Genomic DNA, 15,954 nt, shown 5'->3' on the forward strand with positions numbered 1-15,954 from the left:
AATAATGCTATCGCGAGCAGGCTCACTCCTACAGTTGGAACGCATTTCAAATGTAGGAGTGAGCCTGCTCGCGATGGAGCCAGTCGGGATGAAAATCGGTGGTAGGGCAATCCCGCCGATTACTCCGTGCGCCGCTTGGTGTTAAATAGGCGCCAGTCTTCACCTTGTCGCTTAAAGCTGTGCAACGAGAACCGATATGAACACCCATTCCAAGAAAAACACCCACATTCCAACGGCGGTGACCGCATGATCGAAGTCACCGAAGTGTCCATTGCGCAACTGCGCGCTGCGCTGGAATCCGGCCAGACCACCTCGGTCGAGCTGGTGCAAGCCTACCTCGCGCGCATCGACGCCTACGACGGCGCCGATACGCCGACCGCGCTGAATGCGGTGGTGGTGCGCAATCCTGAAGCGCTGAACGAAGCGCAAGCCGCCGATGCCCGTCGCGCCAAAGGTGAAACCCTTGGCCCGCTCGACGGCATCCCCTACACCGCCAAAGACAGTTATCTGGTCAAAGGCCTGACCGCCGCGTCCGGCAGCCCGGCGTTTGCTGATCTGGTCGCCTATCGCGACGCCTTCACCATCGAGCGCCTGCGCGCGGCCGGGGCGATTTGCCTGGGCAAAACCAACATGCCGCCGATGGCCAATGGCGGCATGCAGCGTGGCGTTTATGGCCGCGCCGAGAGCCCGTACAACGCTGATTACCTGACCGCACCCTTTGCTTCCGGCTCGTCCAACGGCGCCGGGACTGCCACCGCTGCCAGCTTCGCCGCGTTCGGTCTGGCCGAAGAAACCTGGTTCAGCGGTCGTGGCCCGGCCTCGAATAATGGCCTGTGCGCCTATACGCCGTCGCGCGGCGTAATTTCGGTGCGCGGCAACTGGCCGTTGACCCCGACCATGGACGTTGTGGTGCCGTACGCACGCACCATGGCTGACTTGCTCGAAGTCCTAGACATCGTCGTCGCCGAAGACCCGGACACCCGTGGCGATCTCTGGCGTCTGCAACCGTGGGTGCCGATCCCGAGCGTCAGCTCCGTGCGCCCTGCTGCTTATGCTGATCTGGCAGCAGATTCCAAAGCGCTGGCCGGCAAGCGTTTCGCCGTACCACGCATGTTCATCAACGCCGATCCTGAGGCTGGCACCAGCGAAGCACCGGGCATCGGTGGCCCGACCGGCCAGCGCATCAACACCCGCGAATCGGTGATTGATCTGTGGAAACAAGCACGTCAGGCACTCGAAGCGGCCGGCGCTGAAGTCATCGAAACCGACTTCCCGCTGGTCTCCAACTGCGAAGGCGATCGTCCTGGCGCGCCGACCGTGTTCACCCGTGGTCTGGTCTCGAAAGAGTTTCTTCACCATGAACTGTGGGATCTGACCGCTTGGGCGTTCGACGACTTCCTGCAAGCCAACGGCGATCCGAAGCTCAATCGTCTGGTTGACGTCGACGGGCTGAAGATTTTCCCGCACGAGCTGGGCACCCTGCCCAACCGTGAGGGCGATCTGGTCGCCGGCATGGACGAATACGTGCGCATGGCTGAACGCGGGATCACGCCGTGGAATGAAATCAGCACCGTGCCCGATGGCTTGCGTGGGCTAGAAGAGACGCGTCGCATCGATCTGGAAGAGTGGATGGATAAGCTCGGTCTCGACGCCGTGCTGTTCCCGACGGTGGCCGATGTGGGCCCGGCGGATGCCGACGTTAACCCGGAGTCAGCCGATATTGCCTGGAGCAACGGCATCTGGGTGGCCAACGGCAACCTCGCGATCCGTCACCTCGGGGTACCAACCGTGACCGTGCCGATGGGCGTGATGGCTGACATCGGTATGCCGGTCGGCCTGACCTTCGCCGGTCGCGCTTACGACGATTCGAGCCTGCTGCGCCTGGCCGCTGCATTCGAATCAACCGGCAGCAAACGCCAGATCCCGCCCCGCACCCCGCCACTGTCGTAACACCATCCCTGTAGGAGCTGCGGACCGCTGCGATCTTTTAATCCTTGGTTTTTTGTAATCAAGATCAAAAGATCGCAGCGTGCCGCAGCTCCTACAAGGGCCCATCAAGTCAGCACATTGGCTCAATCGCCTGCTCTGAAATCCCGCGATCATCGGTGCCACTTCAATTGCTGCTGGCCACCGACCATGATCCATCGCGCACCCTCGCGTCTCACCCTGCTAGCCCTGCTCTGTGGTCTGTCCGGAACCGGCGCCGCCAGCGATTTCTTTGACGACGCGAAAACCGAAGTCCTTCTGCGCAACTTCTATTTGAGCAACGACTACCGATCCCCCTCACCCAGCGGCAAAAACTATAAACAGGAATGGGCTCAAGGGTTTATCGGTACCTTCTCATCAGGTTTCACAGAAGGAACACTTGGCTTTGGCATCGACGCCCACGCCTTTTCCGGGTTCAAACTCGATGGCGGCAAGGGCCATTCCGGCACGGGTTTGCTGCCGGTCGACAGTGACGGCCGCAGCGAAAGCAACTACTCCAGTGCCGGCGGTGCACTCAAGCTGAGAACCTCGCGCACCACTCTGGCGTTCGGCGAAATGACCGTAGAAACGCCGGTCTTCGACACCTCCGACAAACGCCTGCAACCGGAAATACGCCACGGGTTTGCTGCTCAACAGCCGAGAGATCGACAACCTCAATCTGGTCGCCGGTCATTTCACCGCATTCAAGAATCAGGACAGCTCATCGGGCAAAGGCGATTTTTACGGCTACGGCGCCAATACCGAAGCCGGCGGCATCAGTTTTATCGGCGCCGATCTGTTCGCGGACAGCCCTCTCGGCGGCGCGCTCTACGCCTCCGACCTGAGCGACACCTGGCGCCAGTACTACGGCAATCTGCACTTCAAGCAATCCGGCCTGCTACTCGACGCCAACCTCTACCACACCCGCGATACCGGCCAGGCGCTGGCCGGCGCGATCGACAACACAGCCTTCAGCCTTTCCGGCAAATACACCTTCCGCCCGCACGCAGTAATGCTCGGCTGGCAGCGGATCAATGGCGATACACCGTTTGATTTTGTCGGCGGTGACTCGATCTACCTCGCCAACTCAATCAAATACGCCGACTTCAACGGCGCCCACGAACGCTCATGGCAAGCACGCTACGACCTCGACCTCGGCGCCTTCGGCATCCCCGGCCTGACCTTCATGACCCGCTACGTCACCGGCGACCACATCGACGGCACCCACGCCCCGGTTGGCGGCGCGTATCAACTGCAGCAAGGCGATGGCGGCAAGCACTGGGAGCGCGACATCGACATGAAATACATCGTCCAGTCCGGCGCGGCAAAAGACCTCTCAGTACAACTCTCCCACGTCTCCCACCGCGCGAACGAAGCCCAGTCCGGCGACGACATCGACCGTATCTACGTCGTCATCCAATACCCGCTCGCCTTCTGACAAAACACAATCACCCTGCCCGAAACACAATCAAAACTGTGGGAGCGAGCTTGCTCGCGAAGGCGGCGCATCAGTCGCCCGCGATGTTGACTGACCCACCGCTTTCGCGAGCAAGCCCGCTCCCACAAGAGAGCACCTTAGCGCACCAATAGTATGATAAATTCCGCGCTATCGACCCTTTCACTGGAGGCCCGATCATGGGAACCGTTCGAAAAACCATCACCGTGACTGACCAACAAGATAACTGGATCAAAGCTCAAATCGACGCCGGCCATTACACCAACGACAGCGAATACATTCGCGATCTGATCCGACGTGAACAAGAACGCACTGCTGAACTTGAAACGATTCGTGCAGCGCTTCGCGAAGGTGAGTCTAGCGGCAAACCACGCCCCTTCGATCCAGAGGCGTTCAAACAGAGAATGCTGACTACGCATGGCTGAATATCGCCTGACACCTGCTGCCGAGGGCGACCTCGAGGCGATCTGGAGTTATACCGCGCAACAATGGGGCCTGGATCAGGCAAATCGTTACATCGATATTATCACCACTGCATTTGCTCAATTGACTGAGCGTCCCAAAACAGCACCCGCCTGCGATGCCATCCGTGTTGGTTATCGGCGCTGCAGCGTAGAACGGCACATGATCTACTTTCGCATTACGGCCTATGGCATTGCGATCATTCGAATCCTGCATGATCGGATGGATGCGCAACGCAAACTTTGAATATCAAAAGATCGCAGGCTTTTGTAGGAGCTGCCGAAGGCTGCGATCTTTTGATTCTGATAATTGGCGGAAGGCAGCCGGAGTCGAACCTGCCCGGGAACGGATGCCGTCCCCAACCGGGTTTGAAGCCCGGCCGCGCCACCGGGCGCGATTGCCTTCCTTGAACTCAGTGCGCGCTGGTGTTGGCCAGTGCGTTGTCGTAGCGGATTTGCCGTGCTTCGCCGCTGCGCCGGGTCAGGCCGAGGCGGTCGAAGTATTCGAGGAACTGAATACAGCGTTTGCGTCCCAAGCCTAGCGCATCGCGGAAGGTTGTCACCTGGATCTGCGGATTTTCCTTGGCCAGTTGCAGGAGGATCGCCGCCATCCTGCGCAGTTGGCTGTCGCTGAGGAACAGGTCGCGCACCACTTGATGCATCAGCCCCAGCCGCGCCAGTTTGCGCAACAGCAAACGCACCACGGCGTCATCCTCGCCAAGCATTTTCGCCACGTCGCGCAGCCACGGCGGATCGTAGCCGCCGTTTTCAAACAGCGGTTGCAGTCGCTGCCAGAGGATCTCGTCTTCGGCATTCAGGCGCACCTGGTGATCAGGCAGATGCAGCCACGGGCCACTGGCAGAGATCGCGCCGGCATCGCGCAATTCGTCGAGCAAACTGGCAAACGTCGAACGTTCCAGCGGCAGTGCGCTGAAGCGTCTCAGGCGATCACGATCCGGGCCCATCTGATCGGGCTCCAGTTCATGAAACTTCGCCAATTGCTCCAGCAGGGTGAATTTCAGTTGCCCCCAGCGCTGCACGTTGAACAGCACAGGGCCTTGGCGCGTCTCGATCAGGCGCACATTCTCAGGCAAAGACCAGCTTGCGCGCGGACGATTGAATTGACGTTCCAGCCGTTGCGGGCCGAGGCCGCCGGCGCTGTGATCAAGCAACGCTGGCAACACCTGCTCAAAACTTTCGCTGTCAGCCAACGCCTGCAACTGCGCCAAACGCTCAGGACTGCGGCGCTGTCGGGCCGGGGCAAACGGATCCAGCACGCGCCCACCGCCGAGGGTGCGCTGAGCGCTTGAGTCGCGCAGGATCAGCCGATCCCCTTTCACCGCATGCACTGGGGCGTTGATCAGCAGTTGCGCGAACATCCGCTCACCAGCACTCAGGCGCGACCCTTCAAGCAGCGCCACCCGCGCGATCACGTCCTGCGTGCCGAGATGCACATGCACCGGATGAAAATGCTCGAAAGTCCGTTCGCCCGGCAGTAATTGAAATTCGATATCCACGCGCTGAGTCGGGGCGTGCAGCCAATCGCTCAGCAGCCATTGCCCGCGATGGATCTGCGCCAATTCCAGGCGTTCGCCGCTCAGATTCAGCGCCACCCGTTGCCCGGCGAAGGCTTGCTCAGCAGCCTGATTCTGCGCGTGCAACCCGCGCACCTTCACCGATTTCCCTGACGGCCCGAGCGTGAGTTTATCGCCCACCGAGACCTCGCCCGACAGCGCCGTACCCGTTACCACAATCCCCGCACCGGCGACGCTGAACGCCCGATCAATGGCCAATCGAAAACCACCCTCACGACTGCGTTCCAGCACTTCACGTTGCGAGCGCAACAACAGTTCGCGCAGTTCATCAACGCCCTGCCCGGTCACGCTCGAGACAATCACAACCGGCGCCTCGGCAAACGGCCCGGCCTCCAGCAGATCGAGCACCTGACGCTGCACTTCTTCCACCCTGCCCGCCTCGACCCGGTCGCACTTGGTGATCGCCACCAACGCGCGCGGAATGCCGAGCAGTTCGACGATCGCCAGATGTTCACGGGTTTGCGGCATCACGCCGTCATCCGCGGCGACCACCAGCAACACCCGATCAATGCCTTGCGCCCCGGCGAGCATGTTATGGGTGAATTTTTCATGCCCCGGCACATCGATAAACCCGGTCAGGCCCGCGCCCGGTTCGAGTTCGGCATACAGATAACCAAGGTCAATGGTCATCCCGCGTTCGCGTTCCTGCGGACGACGATCACCGGTTTGTCCGGTCAGCGCTTGCAGCAGCGATGTCTTGCCGTGGTCGATGTGCCCCGCCGTGCCGACAATCACGGATTGACCTGCAACTGCGGCAGCTGCGCCAGCCACGCCGGCTCATCGTCGAGTTGGCGCAGATCCAGCCACAGCGCATCGTCGTCGATACGGCCGAGCACCGGGATCGGCAACGCGCGCAGTGCCGCTTCAAGATTCAACAAGCAACGCCCGCGCAATCGCTTGGAAACGTGCGGGCGCAGACACAACGCCGCACTCGGCAAACGCGCCACCGGTTGGCTGCCGCTGCCGATCATGCCCAAGGCCTCAACCGCACTGACCTGCCAACCCTCGCCCAGCACTTCAGCCAGCGCCGGTTGCAAGCGCGAGGCCTGCGCAAAAATGTCCGCCTGCGGTCGAGTGAGCAGTCGCAGACTCGGCAGACGCTCGGCCAGCCGATCCGGATCGCGGTACAAACCCAGCACCGCTTCCAGCGCCGCCAAGGTCAGCTTGTCGACACGCAGCGCGCGTTTCAGCGGGTTCTTCTTGATCTTCGCGATCAGCTCTTTTCGCCCGACGATCAAACCGGCCTGCGGGCCACCGAGCAACTTGTCGCCGCTGAAGGTGACGATGTCCGCGCCGTCGAGCAGCGCCTGACGCACCGTCGGCTCGGCCGGCAAACCCCAGCGCGTCAAATCGAGCAAACTGCCGCTGCCCAGATCCTCCAGCAACGGCAAAGCATGCCGATGCGCCAATTCGGCCAGCTCAGCGGTGGGCACTCGCGCGGTAAAGCCTTCGATGGCGTAATTGCTCGCATGCACGCGCATGATCAAGCCGCTACTTGGGCTGATCGCTGCTTCGTAGTCGCGCGCATGGGTGCGATTAGTGGTGCCGACTTCGTGCAGACGCACGCCGGCGCGGGCCATGATGTCGGGGATGCGGAAGGCGCCGCCGATCTCGATCAGCTCACCGCGCGAGATGATGCCTTCCTTGCGCGCGCCCAGGCTGTTGAGCGTCAGCAGCACCGCAGCGGCATTGTTGTTGACCACGGTGACGGCTTCGGCGCCGGTCAGTTCGCGGATCAGGCCTTCGATCAAATCATCGCGATCACCGCGTTTGCCGCTGGCCAGATCGAACTCAAGATTGAGCGGATAACGCGCGGCCATTTGCACGGCTTCGATGGCTTCGTCCGGTAACAAGGCGCGGCCGAGGTTGGTGTGCAACACGGTGCCAGTGAGGTTGAACACCCGGCGCACGTTACTGCGTTGTTGCTGCGCCAAGCGTTCGCCGACGCGACCGGCGAGCACTTCGGGGCTGATTTCAACCGCCGACAATTGCCCGCTCAACACGCCGGGACGCAGTTCATCAAGCAGTTGGCGCAAGCTTGCCAACAACGATTCACGCCCATGACGCGCAAGCAAAGGCACACACGCAGCGTGACGCAACAAACCATCAATGGAAGGTAACCGCAGGGACATCAGCCACTCCAAAACCAATAGACTGTCTGGCATGTCCTGACGCTAAACGTCTAGCTGAAGCACACCGGTGACCACTGTGGGAGCGGGCTTGCTCGCGAATGCGGTAAGTCAGCCGATGAGAATGTGACTGAAATGGCCTCTTCGGGAGCAAGCCCCCTCCCACAGGTTGCTTCAGGAGTGTAGACCCTGCTGTCATTCGTCTCCCGGTGCCAGCAACAGATTCGGCGCCAGACGCTGATAACCGTCCTGCGCCAGTCGCATGTCCAGCAACAAACTGGAGAGATCCGCCGACAGCGCCTCAGCGTCAGCATCGTTTTCCAGATAAACCAGTTTCAGATAACTGTTACAGCCCGGACAAACCTCAGCCCGCAACGGCGCCTGATTCGCCGCGTGGCGATCATCCTCAAGGCTGAAATAATCCAGGCCCTTGCTCGATTCGCAATACACGCACTTGACCCGCACCACATGCCATTCGCAGGCACACAGTGAACAGACCAGATAGCGCAAACCGTTGTGCTTGCCACGATGACGGATCACCCCCGCCATCGCCGGCGAACCACAGGCCGGGCACTGGCTGAGGCTATCGCCGGGTTTCAATTTGAGATCCGCCGTAGTGAGCAGCCAATGACTCCACGCCGCTTGCAGCGCCGCCCCGAGAAACGGCACCAATTGCGCCGCCACCATCGAATATTGGCCGCTGACCAACGCCACCGCCCATGCGCGCAGCTGGCCGGGACTGGCGCCGCGCAAGGTGTCGACCGCCTCGACAACAGCAGGCTGTTCACCCGGCTGATAACGTTGCAACAAAGCCTCGAGATAGGCCTGCCAACCCTCCTCGCGCACCAACGTATCCGCCGCGAACGGCGGCAACCCATGCTGCTGACACGCCTCGATCCGTTGCTGATCAAACGGCGCTGTCAGCGGTGGATCGTCGAACACCTGTTGCTGAACCCGGCATAAACCGGCGATCAGGCGCAGATACTCAGCCAACGGATGCCCCTCGGCCAATTGCTCGAGGCGATCAGCGCGCAGGGAAAACAGATTGTGCGGCGGCAGGTGCAGAAACGGCGGCGAACTGGCCGCCGCTTCAATTTCCCCAGGTTCAAGAATGGTTGGCAAAAGTCAGCCCTTTTTGGTGATCGGTCGCTCCGGCACGTCCGGTTGACGTTCGTCGCGGGTGATGTCGCGATACCACAGTTCATGGTGTTTTTTCGCCCAGGCGCGGCTGACCCAGCCGTGCATCATCGCGTCCACCGAACCCTTGATCCACAGCCCGGCGTAGATGTGAATGATGATGCTCAGTACCAGCACGAACCCGGCGAGCGCGTGCAGAAGCATCGCCCAGCGGATCACGGTGATGCCGAAAAACGCACTGAAATACGCGCGCCAGATCACCAGCCCGGTGAACAGCAACCCGAGCATGCACAGCAGTAAAGTCCAGAACAGCAGCTTCTGCCCGGCGTTGTATTTGCCCACCGGCGGTACACTTTCTTCATCGTTGACCAGCACCCGATCAATGCGGCGCATCCACTTCCAGTCGTTGTCGATAAAGAAGTTCGCGCGCCAGAAACGGAACACCAGACCGAGGAACAGCACGAACATCGCCACACCCATGAACGGATGCAAAATCCGCGTCCATGGCCCGCCGCCAAACAGGTTGCTCAGCCAGAACAGCGACGGATGAAACAACGCCAGCCCGGACAGTCCGGCCATGAAAAACAGGATCGCCACCAGCCAGTGATTGGTGCGCTGGTTGGCGGTGTAACGCAGGATCGTCTTGTTGCTCATGGCCGCTCCTCCCCGCGTGGATCGAAGGTGTGCACCGCCGGGTCAACGACGTGCACCGAAGTGTCGGGTGGGGTTGGATGTTCATCTTCTTCGACGCGATTCGGCCCGATGCGCACGTAATGGAAGAACCCGGCCAACACCGCCGCGCCCATGGCCAGCAGGCCCAGAGGTTTGCTGATGCCTTTCCACAGACCCACCAACGGACTGATTGCCGGATCCTGCGGCAGGTTGGCGTAGATCGTTGGCGTGTCGGCGTGATGCAACACGTACATCACATGCGTGCCGCCAACGCCTGCCGGGTCATACAAACCGGCGTTTTCAAAACCACGGCTTTTCAGGTCAACGATGCGTTCGGCAGCGTGTTCCTTCATGTCCTCCTTGGTACCGAAAACAATGGCGCCGGTCGGACAGGTTTTTACGCAGGCCGGTTCCAGCCCGACTGCGACGCGATCCGAACACAAGGTGCATTTGTAGGCCTTGTGATCTTTCTGCGAAATGCGCGGAATGTTGAACGGGCAACCGGTGATGCAATAACCGCAGCCGATGCAGTGATCCTGATCGAAATCGACGATGCCGTTAGCGTGCTTGATGATCGCGCCGGGGCTCGGGCACGCCGCCAGACAACCGGGCTCGGCGCAGTGCATGCAGCCGTCCTTGCGGATCAGCCATTCGAGGTTGCCGGCATCGGTTTCGTGTTCGGTGAAGCGCATCAACGTCCAGGTTTCCGCGCTCAGATCCTGCGGGTTGTCGTAGGTGCCGTGGTTGTGGCCGACCTCGTCGCGCAGCTCGTTCCACTCCGAGCAGGCGACCTGGCAGGCCTTGCAGCCGATGCACTTGGTGGTGTCGATCAGCTTCGCCACCGCCTCCTGATTCCGCACCGACGGCGGCACCGTCGTGGTGGCCGAGCGGGCAATGATGTCTTGGCTGGCCATTTAAAGATTCTCCATCAGAGCTTCTCCACGTTGACCAGGAATGACTTGGATTCCGGGGTCTGTGTGTTGCCATCGCCGAGGAACGGCACCAGGGTGTTGGTCAGGTAACCGTGACGCGTCAGGCCGGTGAAACCCCAGTGCAGCGGGATGCCGATCTGATGCACGACCTGGCCGTTGACCTGCAACGGCCGGATCCTTTTCGTCACCACTGCCACCGCTTCGATAAAGCCGCGTTTGCAACTGACCCGCACGCGATCGCCGGCAGCGATGCCCTTCTCTTTCGCCAACACTTCGCCGATTTCCACGAACTGCTCGGGTTGGGCAATCGCGTTCAACTTGCAGTGCTTGCTCCAGAAGTGGAAATGCTCGGTCAACCGGTAACTGGTGCCGGCGTAGGGGAAGTCCTTGGCCTCGCCGAGGGTTTCCCAGACCGAATCGAAGACCCGCGCCGCCGGGTTGCTGGTGGCTTTCTTGTTTTGCGGATGCAGCGGGTTGATGCCGATTGGCGTTTCAAACGGCTCATAGTGCTCGGGGAATGGCCCTTCGTTCATCTTGTCGACGGCGAAGAATCGCGCCACGCCTTCGGGGTTCATGATGAACGGGTTCATCCCGGCTTCTGGTGGCACGTCGGCCTTGTAGTCCGGCACGTCGGTGCCGCCCCAGGCTTTGCCGTTCCACCAGACCAGACGTTTTTTCGGATCCCACGGTTTACCGGAAACATCTGCCGAAGCGCGGTTGTAGAGAATCCGCCGATTCGCCGGCCACGCCCACGCCCAGCCCAAATGCTGGTGCATGCCATACGGATCGGCGTTGTCGCGCCGCGCCATCTGATTGCCGGCCTCGGTTCAGCTACCGGCGAAAATCCAGCAGCCGGACGCGGTGCTGCCGTCATCCTTGAGCAAGCCGAACCCGGCCAGTTGCGAGCCAGCCTTGACCGCCACGCCTGTGGCATCGGTGAAGTCAGCCACGGCGCTGCCGTTGATTTCCTTGGCCAGTTCTTCCGGCGAAGGCTCGTCGGGGATCTTGTACGGCCACGTCAGTTTCAACAGCGGATCAGGGAATTTGCCGCCCTCGGCCTGATAGCGCTTGCGCAGGCGCAGGAACAGTTCGGCCATGATGCGAATGTCGGTCTGCGCTTCGCCCGGGCCATCAGCGCCTTTCCAGTGCCATTGCAACCAGCGGCTGCTGTTGACCAGCGAGCCGTCCTCTTCGGCAAAACACGTGGTCGGCAGGCGAATGACTTCGGTCTGGATCTCCGCGCTTTTCACATCGTTGTACGGCCCGACGTTGTGCCAGAACTCCGAGGTCTCGGTGGCCAGCGGATCCATCACCACCAGCCATTTCAGTTTCGCCAATGCGCCCATCACGCGGTTTTTGTCCGGCAGCGCGGCGATCGGATTGAAGCCCTGGCAGAAGTAGCCGTTGACCTTGCCTTGGCTCATCAGGTCGAACATTTTCAAGACGTCGTAATTGGGAATGTCGAGTTTCGGCAAATGGTCGTAGCACCAATTGTTTTCGGCGGTGGCGTTGGCGCCGTACCACGACTTCATCAGGCTGACGTGGAATTTGCTGTAGTTCTGCCAATAAGACAGTTGCCCCGGGCGCAGCGGAACTTGCGTGCGTTTATGGATGAAGGCGTTGTAGTCCTGCTCGCTGTCGCTGGCCAATGTCAGGTATCCCGGCAGCGCATTGGAGAGCAAGCCAAGGTCGGTCAGGCCCTGAATGTTGGAGTGCCCGCGCAAGGCGTTGACTCCACCGCCGGGCATGCCGACGTTGCCCAGCAGCAGTTGCACCATCGCCGCGCTGCGGATGATCTGCGCGCCGATCGAGTGCTGCGTCCAGCCAAGGGCGTAGAGAATCGTCATGGTCTTGCCCGGAATCGAGCAGGTGGCGATTTCGTCCCAGATTTTCTGCATGGCGTCGACCGGCATGCCACAGATCTGGCTGGCGAGGTCGATGTTGTAGCGGCTGTAATGCACCTTCATCAATTGATAGACGCAGCGCGGGTGTTGCAGGGTCGGGTCGACTTTGGCAAAGCCGTCATCACCCATCTCGTAACCCCAACCGGACTTGTCGGTGTAGCTGCGCTTGGCGACGTCGTAGCCGCTGAAGATACCGTCTTCGAAGCCGTAGCCTTCTTTGACGATGAACGAGACGTCGGTGTAATTGCGCACGTACTCGTGCTGGATCTTGTCCTCGGTCAGCAGGTAATTGATCAGCCCGCCCATGAAGGCAATGTCGGTGCCGGTGCGGATCGGCGCGTAATAGTCGGCCACCGAAGCGGTGCGGGTAAAACGCGGATCAACCACAATCAGCCGCGCAGCGTTGTGCGCTTTGGCCTCGGTCACCCATTTGAAGCCGCACGGATGCGCTTCTGCTGCGTTGCCACCCATCACCAGGATCAGATTCGCGTTGGCGATATCAGTCCAGGTATTGGTCATGGCACCACGGCCGTACGTCGGGGCAAGACTTGCCACCGTCGGGCCGTGTCAGACACGCGCCTGGTTATCGAACCCCAGCATGCCGAGACTGCGAATCACCTTCTGGGTGATGTAACCGGCTTCGTTGGACGCCGCCGACGCCGCGAGAAAACCGGTGCTCAGCCAGCGATTCACCGTTTGCCCATTGGCATTTTGTTCGATGAAGTTGGCGTCGCGGTCGGTCTTCATCAGGTCGACGATGCGATCGAGCGCTTCGTCCCAACTGATCCGCGTCCATTCGCTGCTGCCCGGTTTGCGCGTTTGCGGGTAGAGCAAACGGCCGGGGCTGTGAATGAAGTCGAGGAGGCCTGCGCCTTTCGGGCAGAGGGTGCCGCGGTTGACCGGGTGGTCAGCGTCGCCCTCGATGTGAATGATGTTTTGCGCAACGTTCTTCGCAGCATCGCCCTGGCTGTACATGATCAAACCGCAGCCGACCGAGCAATACGGGCAGGTGTTGCGGGTTTCATGGGTGTGGGCAAGCTTGAAGTGGCGCACCTGCTCGGCGAAGGCCAGCGTCGGGGCCATGCCCAACGCGCCCAGGCTCGAGCCTGCAAGGCCGATACCGGCGACCTTGAAGAACTGACGACGGCTGAGATCCATCGTGCACTCCTGATCAGGTGGAACCCGGTACTTGTGCCGGGTTTTATCTGGACAAACACGGTTGCGGCAAACGTCTGCCGACCTTTTCACTGTAGACAAAGACCACACGTTCTGTGTGAAAACCGACCGTCGGCGACAATCGGTCATGCACTGTGAAACCTGTGGGAGGGGGCTTGCTCCCGAATGCGGCGGGTCAGAAACAATAACGTCACTGACCCGCCGCATTCGGGAGCAAGCCCCCTCCCACAAGGTTTTGGGTGTTCCCGTGGGGGCATGGGTTTATCATGGCGCCCATGAACAACCCGCCTTCACGAGACCGCGCATGACTTTCGATTTTGATCAGCTATTCGACCGCCACAACACCGGCAGCACCAAGTGGAGCCGCTACCCGGCCGACGTGTTGCCGATGTGGGTTGCTGACATGGATTTCGCCGCGCCGCCGGTAGTCATCGAGGCGCTGCAACAGCGCCTGCTGCACCCGCTGGTGGGTTACAGCGTTGCTCAAGACAGCCTGCGCGAAGCCATCGTTGCCGACCTCTGGGCCAAGTTCGCCTGGAAGATCCAACCGCAAGAGCTGATCTTCCTGCCGGGCGTTGAATCCGGTTTCAACATGGCGTTGAAAGCGCTGGTGCAGCCGCAGCAAAACGTTGTGGTGCAAGTGCCGAACTACCCGCCGCTGCGCCATGCGCCGGGGCATTGGGGGTTGAACAAGGTCGAGCTGGAATTCAATGCTCAGGCGGACGGCACCTACTTGACGCCGCTGGACGTATTGCGTGATTCGCTAAACGGTGGTGGCGCCCTGCTCCTGAGCAACCCGCACAACCCGTTGGGCAAAGTGTTCGGCCGCGAAGAGCTGCAAGCCGTGGCCGATATTTGCGTGGCGCAGGACGCGTGGATCATCTCCGATGAGATTCACGCCGAACTGTGCTTCGACGGCCGCGTACACATTCCGACCGCCTCGCTGAGCCCGGAAATTGCCCGGCGCACCATCACCCTGATGTCGGCGAGCAAGGCTTACAACATCGCCGGCCTGAAGACCTCGTTCATGATCATTCAAGACGCCGCCCTGCGCGAACGCGTCAACCACGCCCGCTGCGGCATGGTCGACAGCGTCAATCCGCTGGGCATGGAAGCGACTCGCGTGGCGTATAGCGAAGGCGCGCCGTGGCTGGCCGAGCTGAAAATCTATCTGCAAGCCAACCGTGATTATCTGGTAGATGCGGTGCGCAGCCGTTTGCCGGGCGTGACGATTAATGTGCCGCAAGGGACTTATCTGGCGTGGCTGGATTGTTCGGCGCTGGATCTGGCCAACCCGCAGCAGTTCTTCCTTGAGCAAGGCAAGGTTGGCCTCAGCGCCGGTCTGGATTTCGGCGATCAGCACCAACAGTTCGTACGCCTGAATTTCGGCTGCCCACGCTCGATGCTGGAAGAAGGCCTTGCCCGCATGGAGCGTGCCCTGACTAACCGCTAACACCATTCCCCTGTAGGAGCTGCCGCAGGCTGCGATCTTTTGATCTTGATCTTAAAAAACAAGATCAACAGATCGCAGCCTGCGGCAGCTCCTACAGTGGGGGTGTGGAAATCCGATCGAACTCACGGCAAACACTCCGGGTCAACCACCCATACCTGCCATGAGACCTCGGAGTCCCGCGATGACCGACTATCCAAAACCTCCCTTTGCCAAACAAGCCCAAGCCGTCCCCGGTTCGCAAAGCAAGATGCAGCCCTACCCCGATTGTGGCGAGCAAAGCTACGTCGGCTCTGGACGCCTGGCCGGCAAAATTGCCCTGATCACTGGCGCCGACAGCGGCATCGGGCGTGCCGTGGCCATTGCCTTTGCCCGTGAAGGCGCAGACGTTGCGGTCGCTTATCTGAACGAACACGAAGACGCCAAGGAAACCGCACGCTGGGTCGAACAGGCCGGGCGCCAGTGCCTCTTGCTGCCGGGCGATATCGCGCAGAAATCCCACTGCCAGGCCTTGGTCGATAAAACCGTTGAACGCTTCGGCCGCATCGATGTGTTGGTCAACAACGCCGCGTTCCAGATGACCCACGAAACCTTCGAGGAAATCCCCGACGACGAATGGGTGATGACTTTCGACGTCAACATCACCGCGATTTTCCGCCTGTGCCAAGCGGCGATCAAACACATGCGCGCCGGCTCGTCGATCATCAATACCAGCTCGATCAACTCGGACATGCCCAAACCCAGCCTGCTCGCCTATGCCACCACCAAAGGCGCGATTGCCAATTTCACCGGCGGTCTCGCGCAGATGCTCGGCCCGCAGGAAATTCGCGTGAACTGCGTGGCGCCGGGGCCGATCTGGACGCCGCTGATCGTCTCGACCATGCCCGACGAAGAAGTGCAGAACTTCGGCGCGCAAACCCCGCTTGGCCGCCCCGGTCAACCGGTCGAAGTGGCGCCTATTTATGTGCTGCTGGCCTCGGATGAAGCCAGTTACATCACCGGCCAGCGCTACGGCGTCACCGGCGGCAAGCCGATGCTCTGAAACCCTGTGGCCTTGCGTCACTGTAGGAGCTGCCG

The 15,954-nt window shown here is 60.8% G+C and carries 10 protein-coding genes, 1 tRNA gene and 2 pseudogenes; 6 read left to right on the top strand and 7 right to left on the bottom strand.

The window, feature by feature from the left end; genetic code table 11:
• Nucleotides 1-246 precede the first annotated feature (246 nt).
• The 4 genes and pseudogenes from ACZZ0D_RS11125 to ACZZ0D_RS11140 all read left to right on the top strand — a co-directional run bounded on the left by ACZZ0D_RS11125 (nucleotide 247) and on the right by ACZZ0D_RS11140 (nucleotide 4,129).
• Nucleotides 247-1,950, top strand: a complete 1,704-nt coding sequence (locus ACZZ0D_RS11125) for an amidase (protein ID WP_463553246.1) — start codon at nucleotides 247-249, stop codon at nucleotides 1,948-1,950.
• Nucleotides 1,951-2,136: 186 nt separating this feature from the next.
• A pseudogene (locus tag ACZZ0D_RS11130) lies at nucleotides 2,137-3,403 on the top strand (OprD family porin).
• Nucleotides 3,404-3,600: 197 nt separating this feature from the next.
• The gene (locus tag ACZZ0D_RS11135) at nucleotides 3,601-3,846 is read left to right on the top strand and encodes a type II toxin-antitoxin system ParD family antitoxin (RefSeq protein WP_053120009.1); all 246 of its coding nucleotides are present in this window, start codon (nucleotides 3,601-3,603) and stop codon (nucleotides 3,844-3,846) included.
• Nucleotides 3,839-4,129, top strand: coding sequence for a type II toxin-antitoxin system RelE/ParE family toxin (locus ACZZ0D_RS11140; RefSeq protein WP_463553247.1), 291 nt, complete (start codon nucleotides 3,839-3,841; stop codon nucleotides 4,127-4,129). Before ACZZ0D_RS11135 ends, ACZZ0D_RS11140 begins: the two co-directional genes overlap by 8 nt.
• 64 nt (nucleotides 4,130-4,193) lie before the next feature.
• Here ACZZ0D_RS11140 and ACZZ0D_RS11145 read toward each other — a convergent pair.
• The 7 genes and pseudogenes from ACZZ0D_RS11145 to fdnG all read right to left on the bottom strand — a co-directional run bounded on the left by ACZZ0D_RS11145 (nucleotide 4,194) and on the right by fdnG (nucleotide 13,409).
• A tRNA-Sec gene (locus tag ACZZ0D_RS11145) sits at nucleotides 4,194-4,289 on the bottom strand.
• A gap of 6 nt (nucleotides 4,290-4,295) precedes the next feature.
• On the bottom strand, nucleotides 4,296-6,212 hold the full coding sequence (gene selB / locus ACZZ0D_RS11150; protein WP_463554797.1) for a selenocysteine-specific translation elongation factor: 1,917 nt from the start codon (nucleotides 6,210-6,212) through the stop codon (nucleotides 4,296-4,298).
• A complete protein-coding gene (selA, locus tag ACZZ0D_RS11155) occupies nucleotides 6,209-7,612 on the bottom strand; it encodes an L-seryl-tRNA(Sec) selenium transferase (protein ID WP_463554798.1) in 1,404 nt (467 codons plus the stop codon). Before selA ends, selB begins: the two co-directional genes overlap by 4 nt.
• Before the next feature lie 189 nt (nucleotides 7,613-7,801).
• The gene (fdhE, locus tag ACZZ0D_RS11160; RefSeq protein ID WP_463553248.1) at nucleotides 7,802-8,728 is read right to left on the bottom strand and encodes a formate dehydrogenase accessory protein FdhE; all 927 of its coding nucleotides are present in this window, start codon (nucleotides 8,726-8,728) and stop codon (nucleotides 7,802-7,804) included.
• A gap of 3 nt (nucleotides 8,729-8,731) precedes the next feature.
• Nucleotides 8,732-9,397, bottom strand: a complete 666-nt coding sequence (locus ACZZ0D_RS11165; protein ID WP_053120000.1) for a formate dehydrogenase subunit gamma — start codon at nucleotides 9,395-9,397, stop codon at nucleotides 8,732-8,734.
• Entirely contained in the window at nucleotides 9,394-10,329 is a 936-nt protein-coding gene (gene fdxH / locus ACZZ0D_RS11170) for a formate dehydrogenase subunit beta (protein ID WP_034154153.1), read from the bottom strand. Before fdxH ends, ACZZ0D_RS11165 begins: the two co-directional genes overlap by 4 nt.
• A gap of 14 nt (nucleotides 10,330-10,343) precedes the next feature.
• A pseudogene (fdnG, locus tag ACZZ0D_RS11175) lies at nucleotides 10,344-13,409 on the bottom strand (formate dehydrogenase-N subunit alpha).
• A 322-nt stretch (nucleotides 13,410-13,731) separates the two neighbouring features.
• Between fdnG and ACZZ0D_RS11180 the strand changes: the two are divergent.
• Nucleotides 13,732-14,880: a MalY/PatB family protein gene (locus ACZZ0D_RS11180; RefSeq protein WP_463553249.1), complete on the top strand. Its 1,149-nt coding sequence runs from the start codon at nucleotides 13,732-13,734 to the stop codon at nucleotides 14,878-14,880.
• 181 nt (nucleotides 14,881-15,061) lie between these two features.
• Entirely contained in the window at nucleotides 15,062-15,919 is an 858-nt protein-coding gene (locus ACZZ0D_RS11185; protein WP_463553250.1) for a glucose 1-dehydrogenase, read from the top strand.
• The last annotated feature ends 35 nt before the right edge of the window (nucleotides 15,920-15,954 follow it).

The sequence above is a fragment of the Pseudomonas sp. AC193 genome, from assembly GCF_979258075.1.

Excerpts from the sequence above, each read along its gene's own strand:
- fdxH (WP_034154153.1), bottom strand. The coding sequence starts at position 10,329 with ATGGCCAGCCAAGACATCATTGCCCGCTCGGCCACCACGACGGTGCCG.
- ACZZ0D_RS11180 (WP_463553249.1), top strand. The coding sequence starts at position 13,732 with ATGACTTTCGATTTTGATCAGCTATTCGACCGCCACAACACCGGCAGC.
- ACZZ0D_RS11125 (WP_463553246.1), top strand. The coding sequence starts at position 247 with ATGATCGAAGTCACCGAAGTGTCCATTGCGCAACTGCGCGCTGCGCTG.
- ACZZ0D_RS11185 (WP_463553250.1), top strand. The coding sequence starts at position 15,062 with ATGACCGACTATCCAAAACCTCCCTTTGCCAAACAAGCCCAAGCCGTC.
- ACZZ0D_RS11140 (WP_463553247.1), top strand. The coding sequence starts at position 3,839 with ATGGCTGAATATCGCCTGACACCTGCTGCCGAGGGCGACCTCGAGGCG.
- ACZZ0D_RS11165 (WP_053120000.1), bottom strand. The coding sequence starts at position 9,397 with ATGAGCAACAAGACGATCCTGCGTTACACCGCCAACCAGCGCACCAAT.
- ACZZ0D_RS11135 (WP_053120009.1), top strand. The coding sequence starts at position 3,601 with ATGGGAACCGTTCGAAAAACCATCACCGTGACTGACCAACAAGATAAC.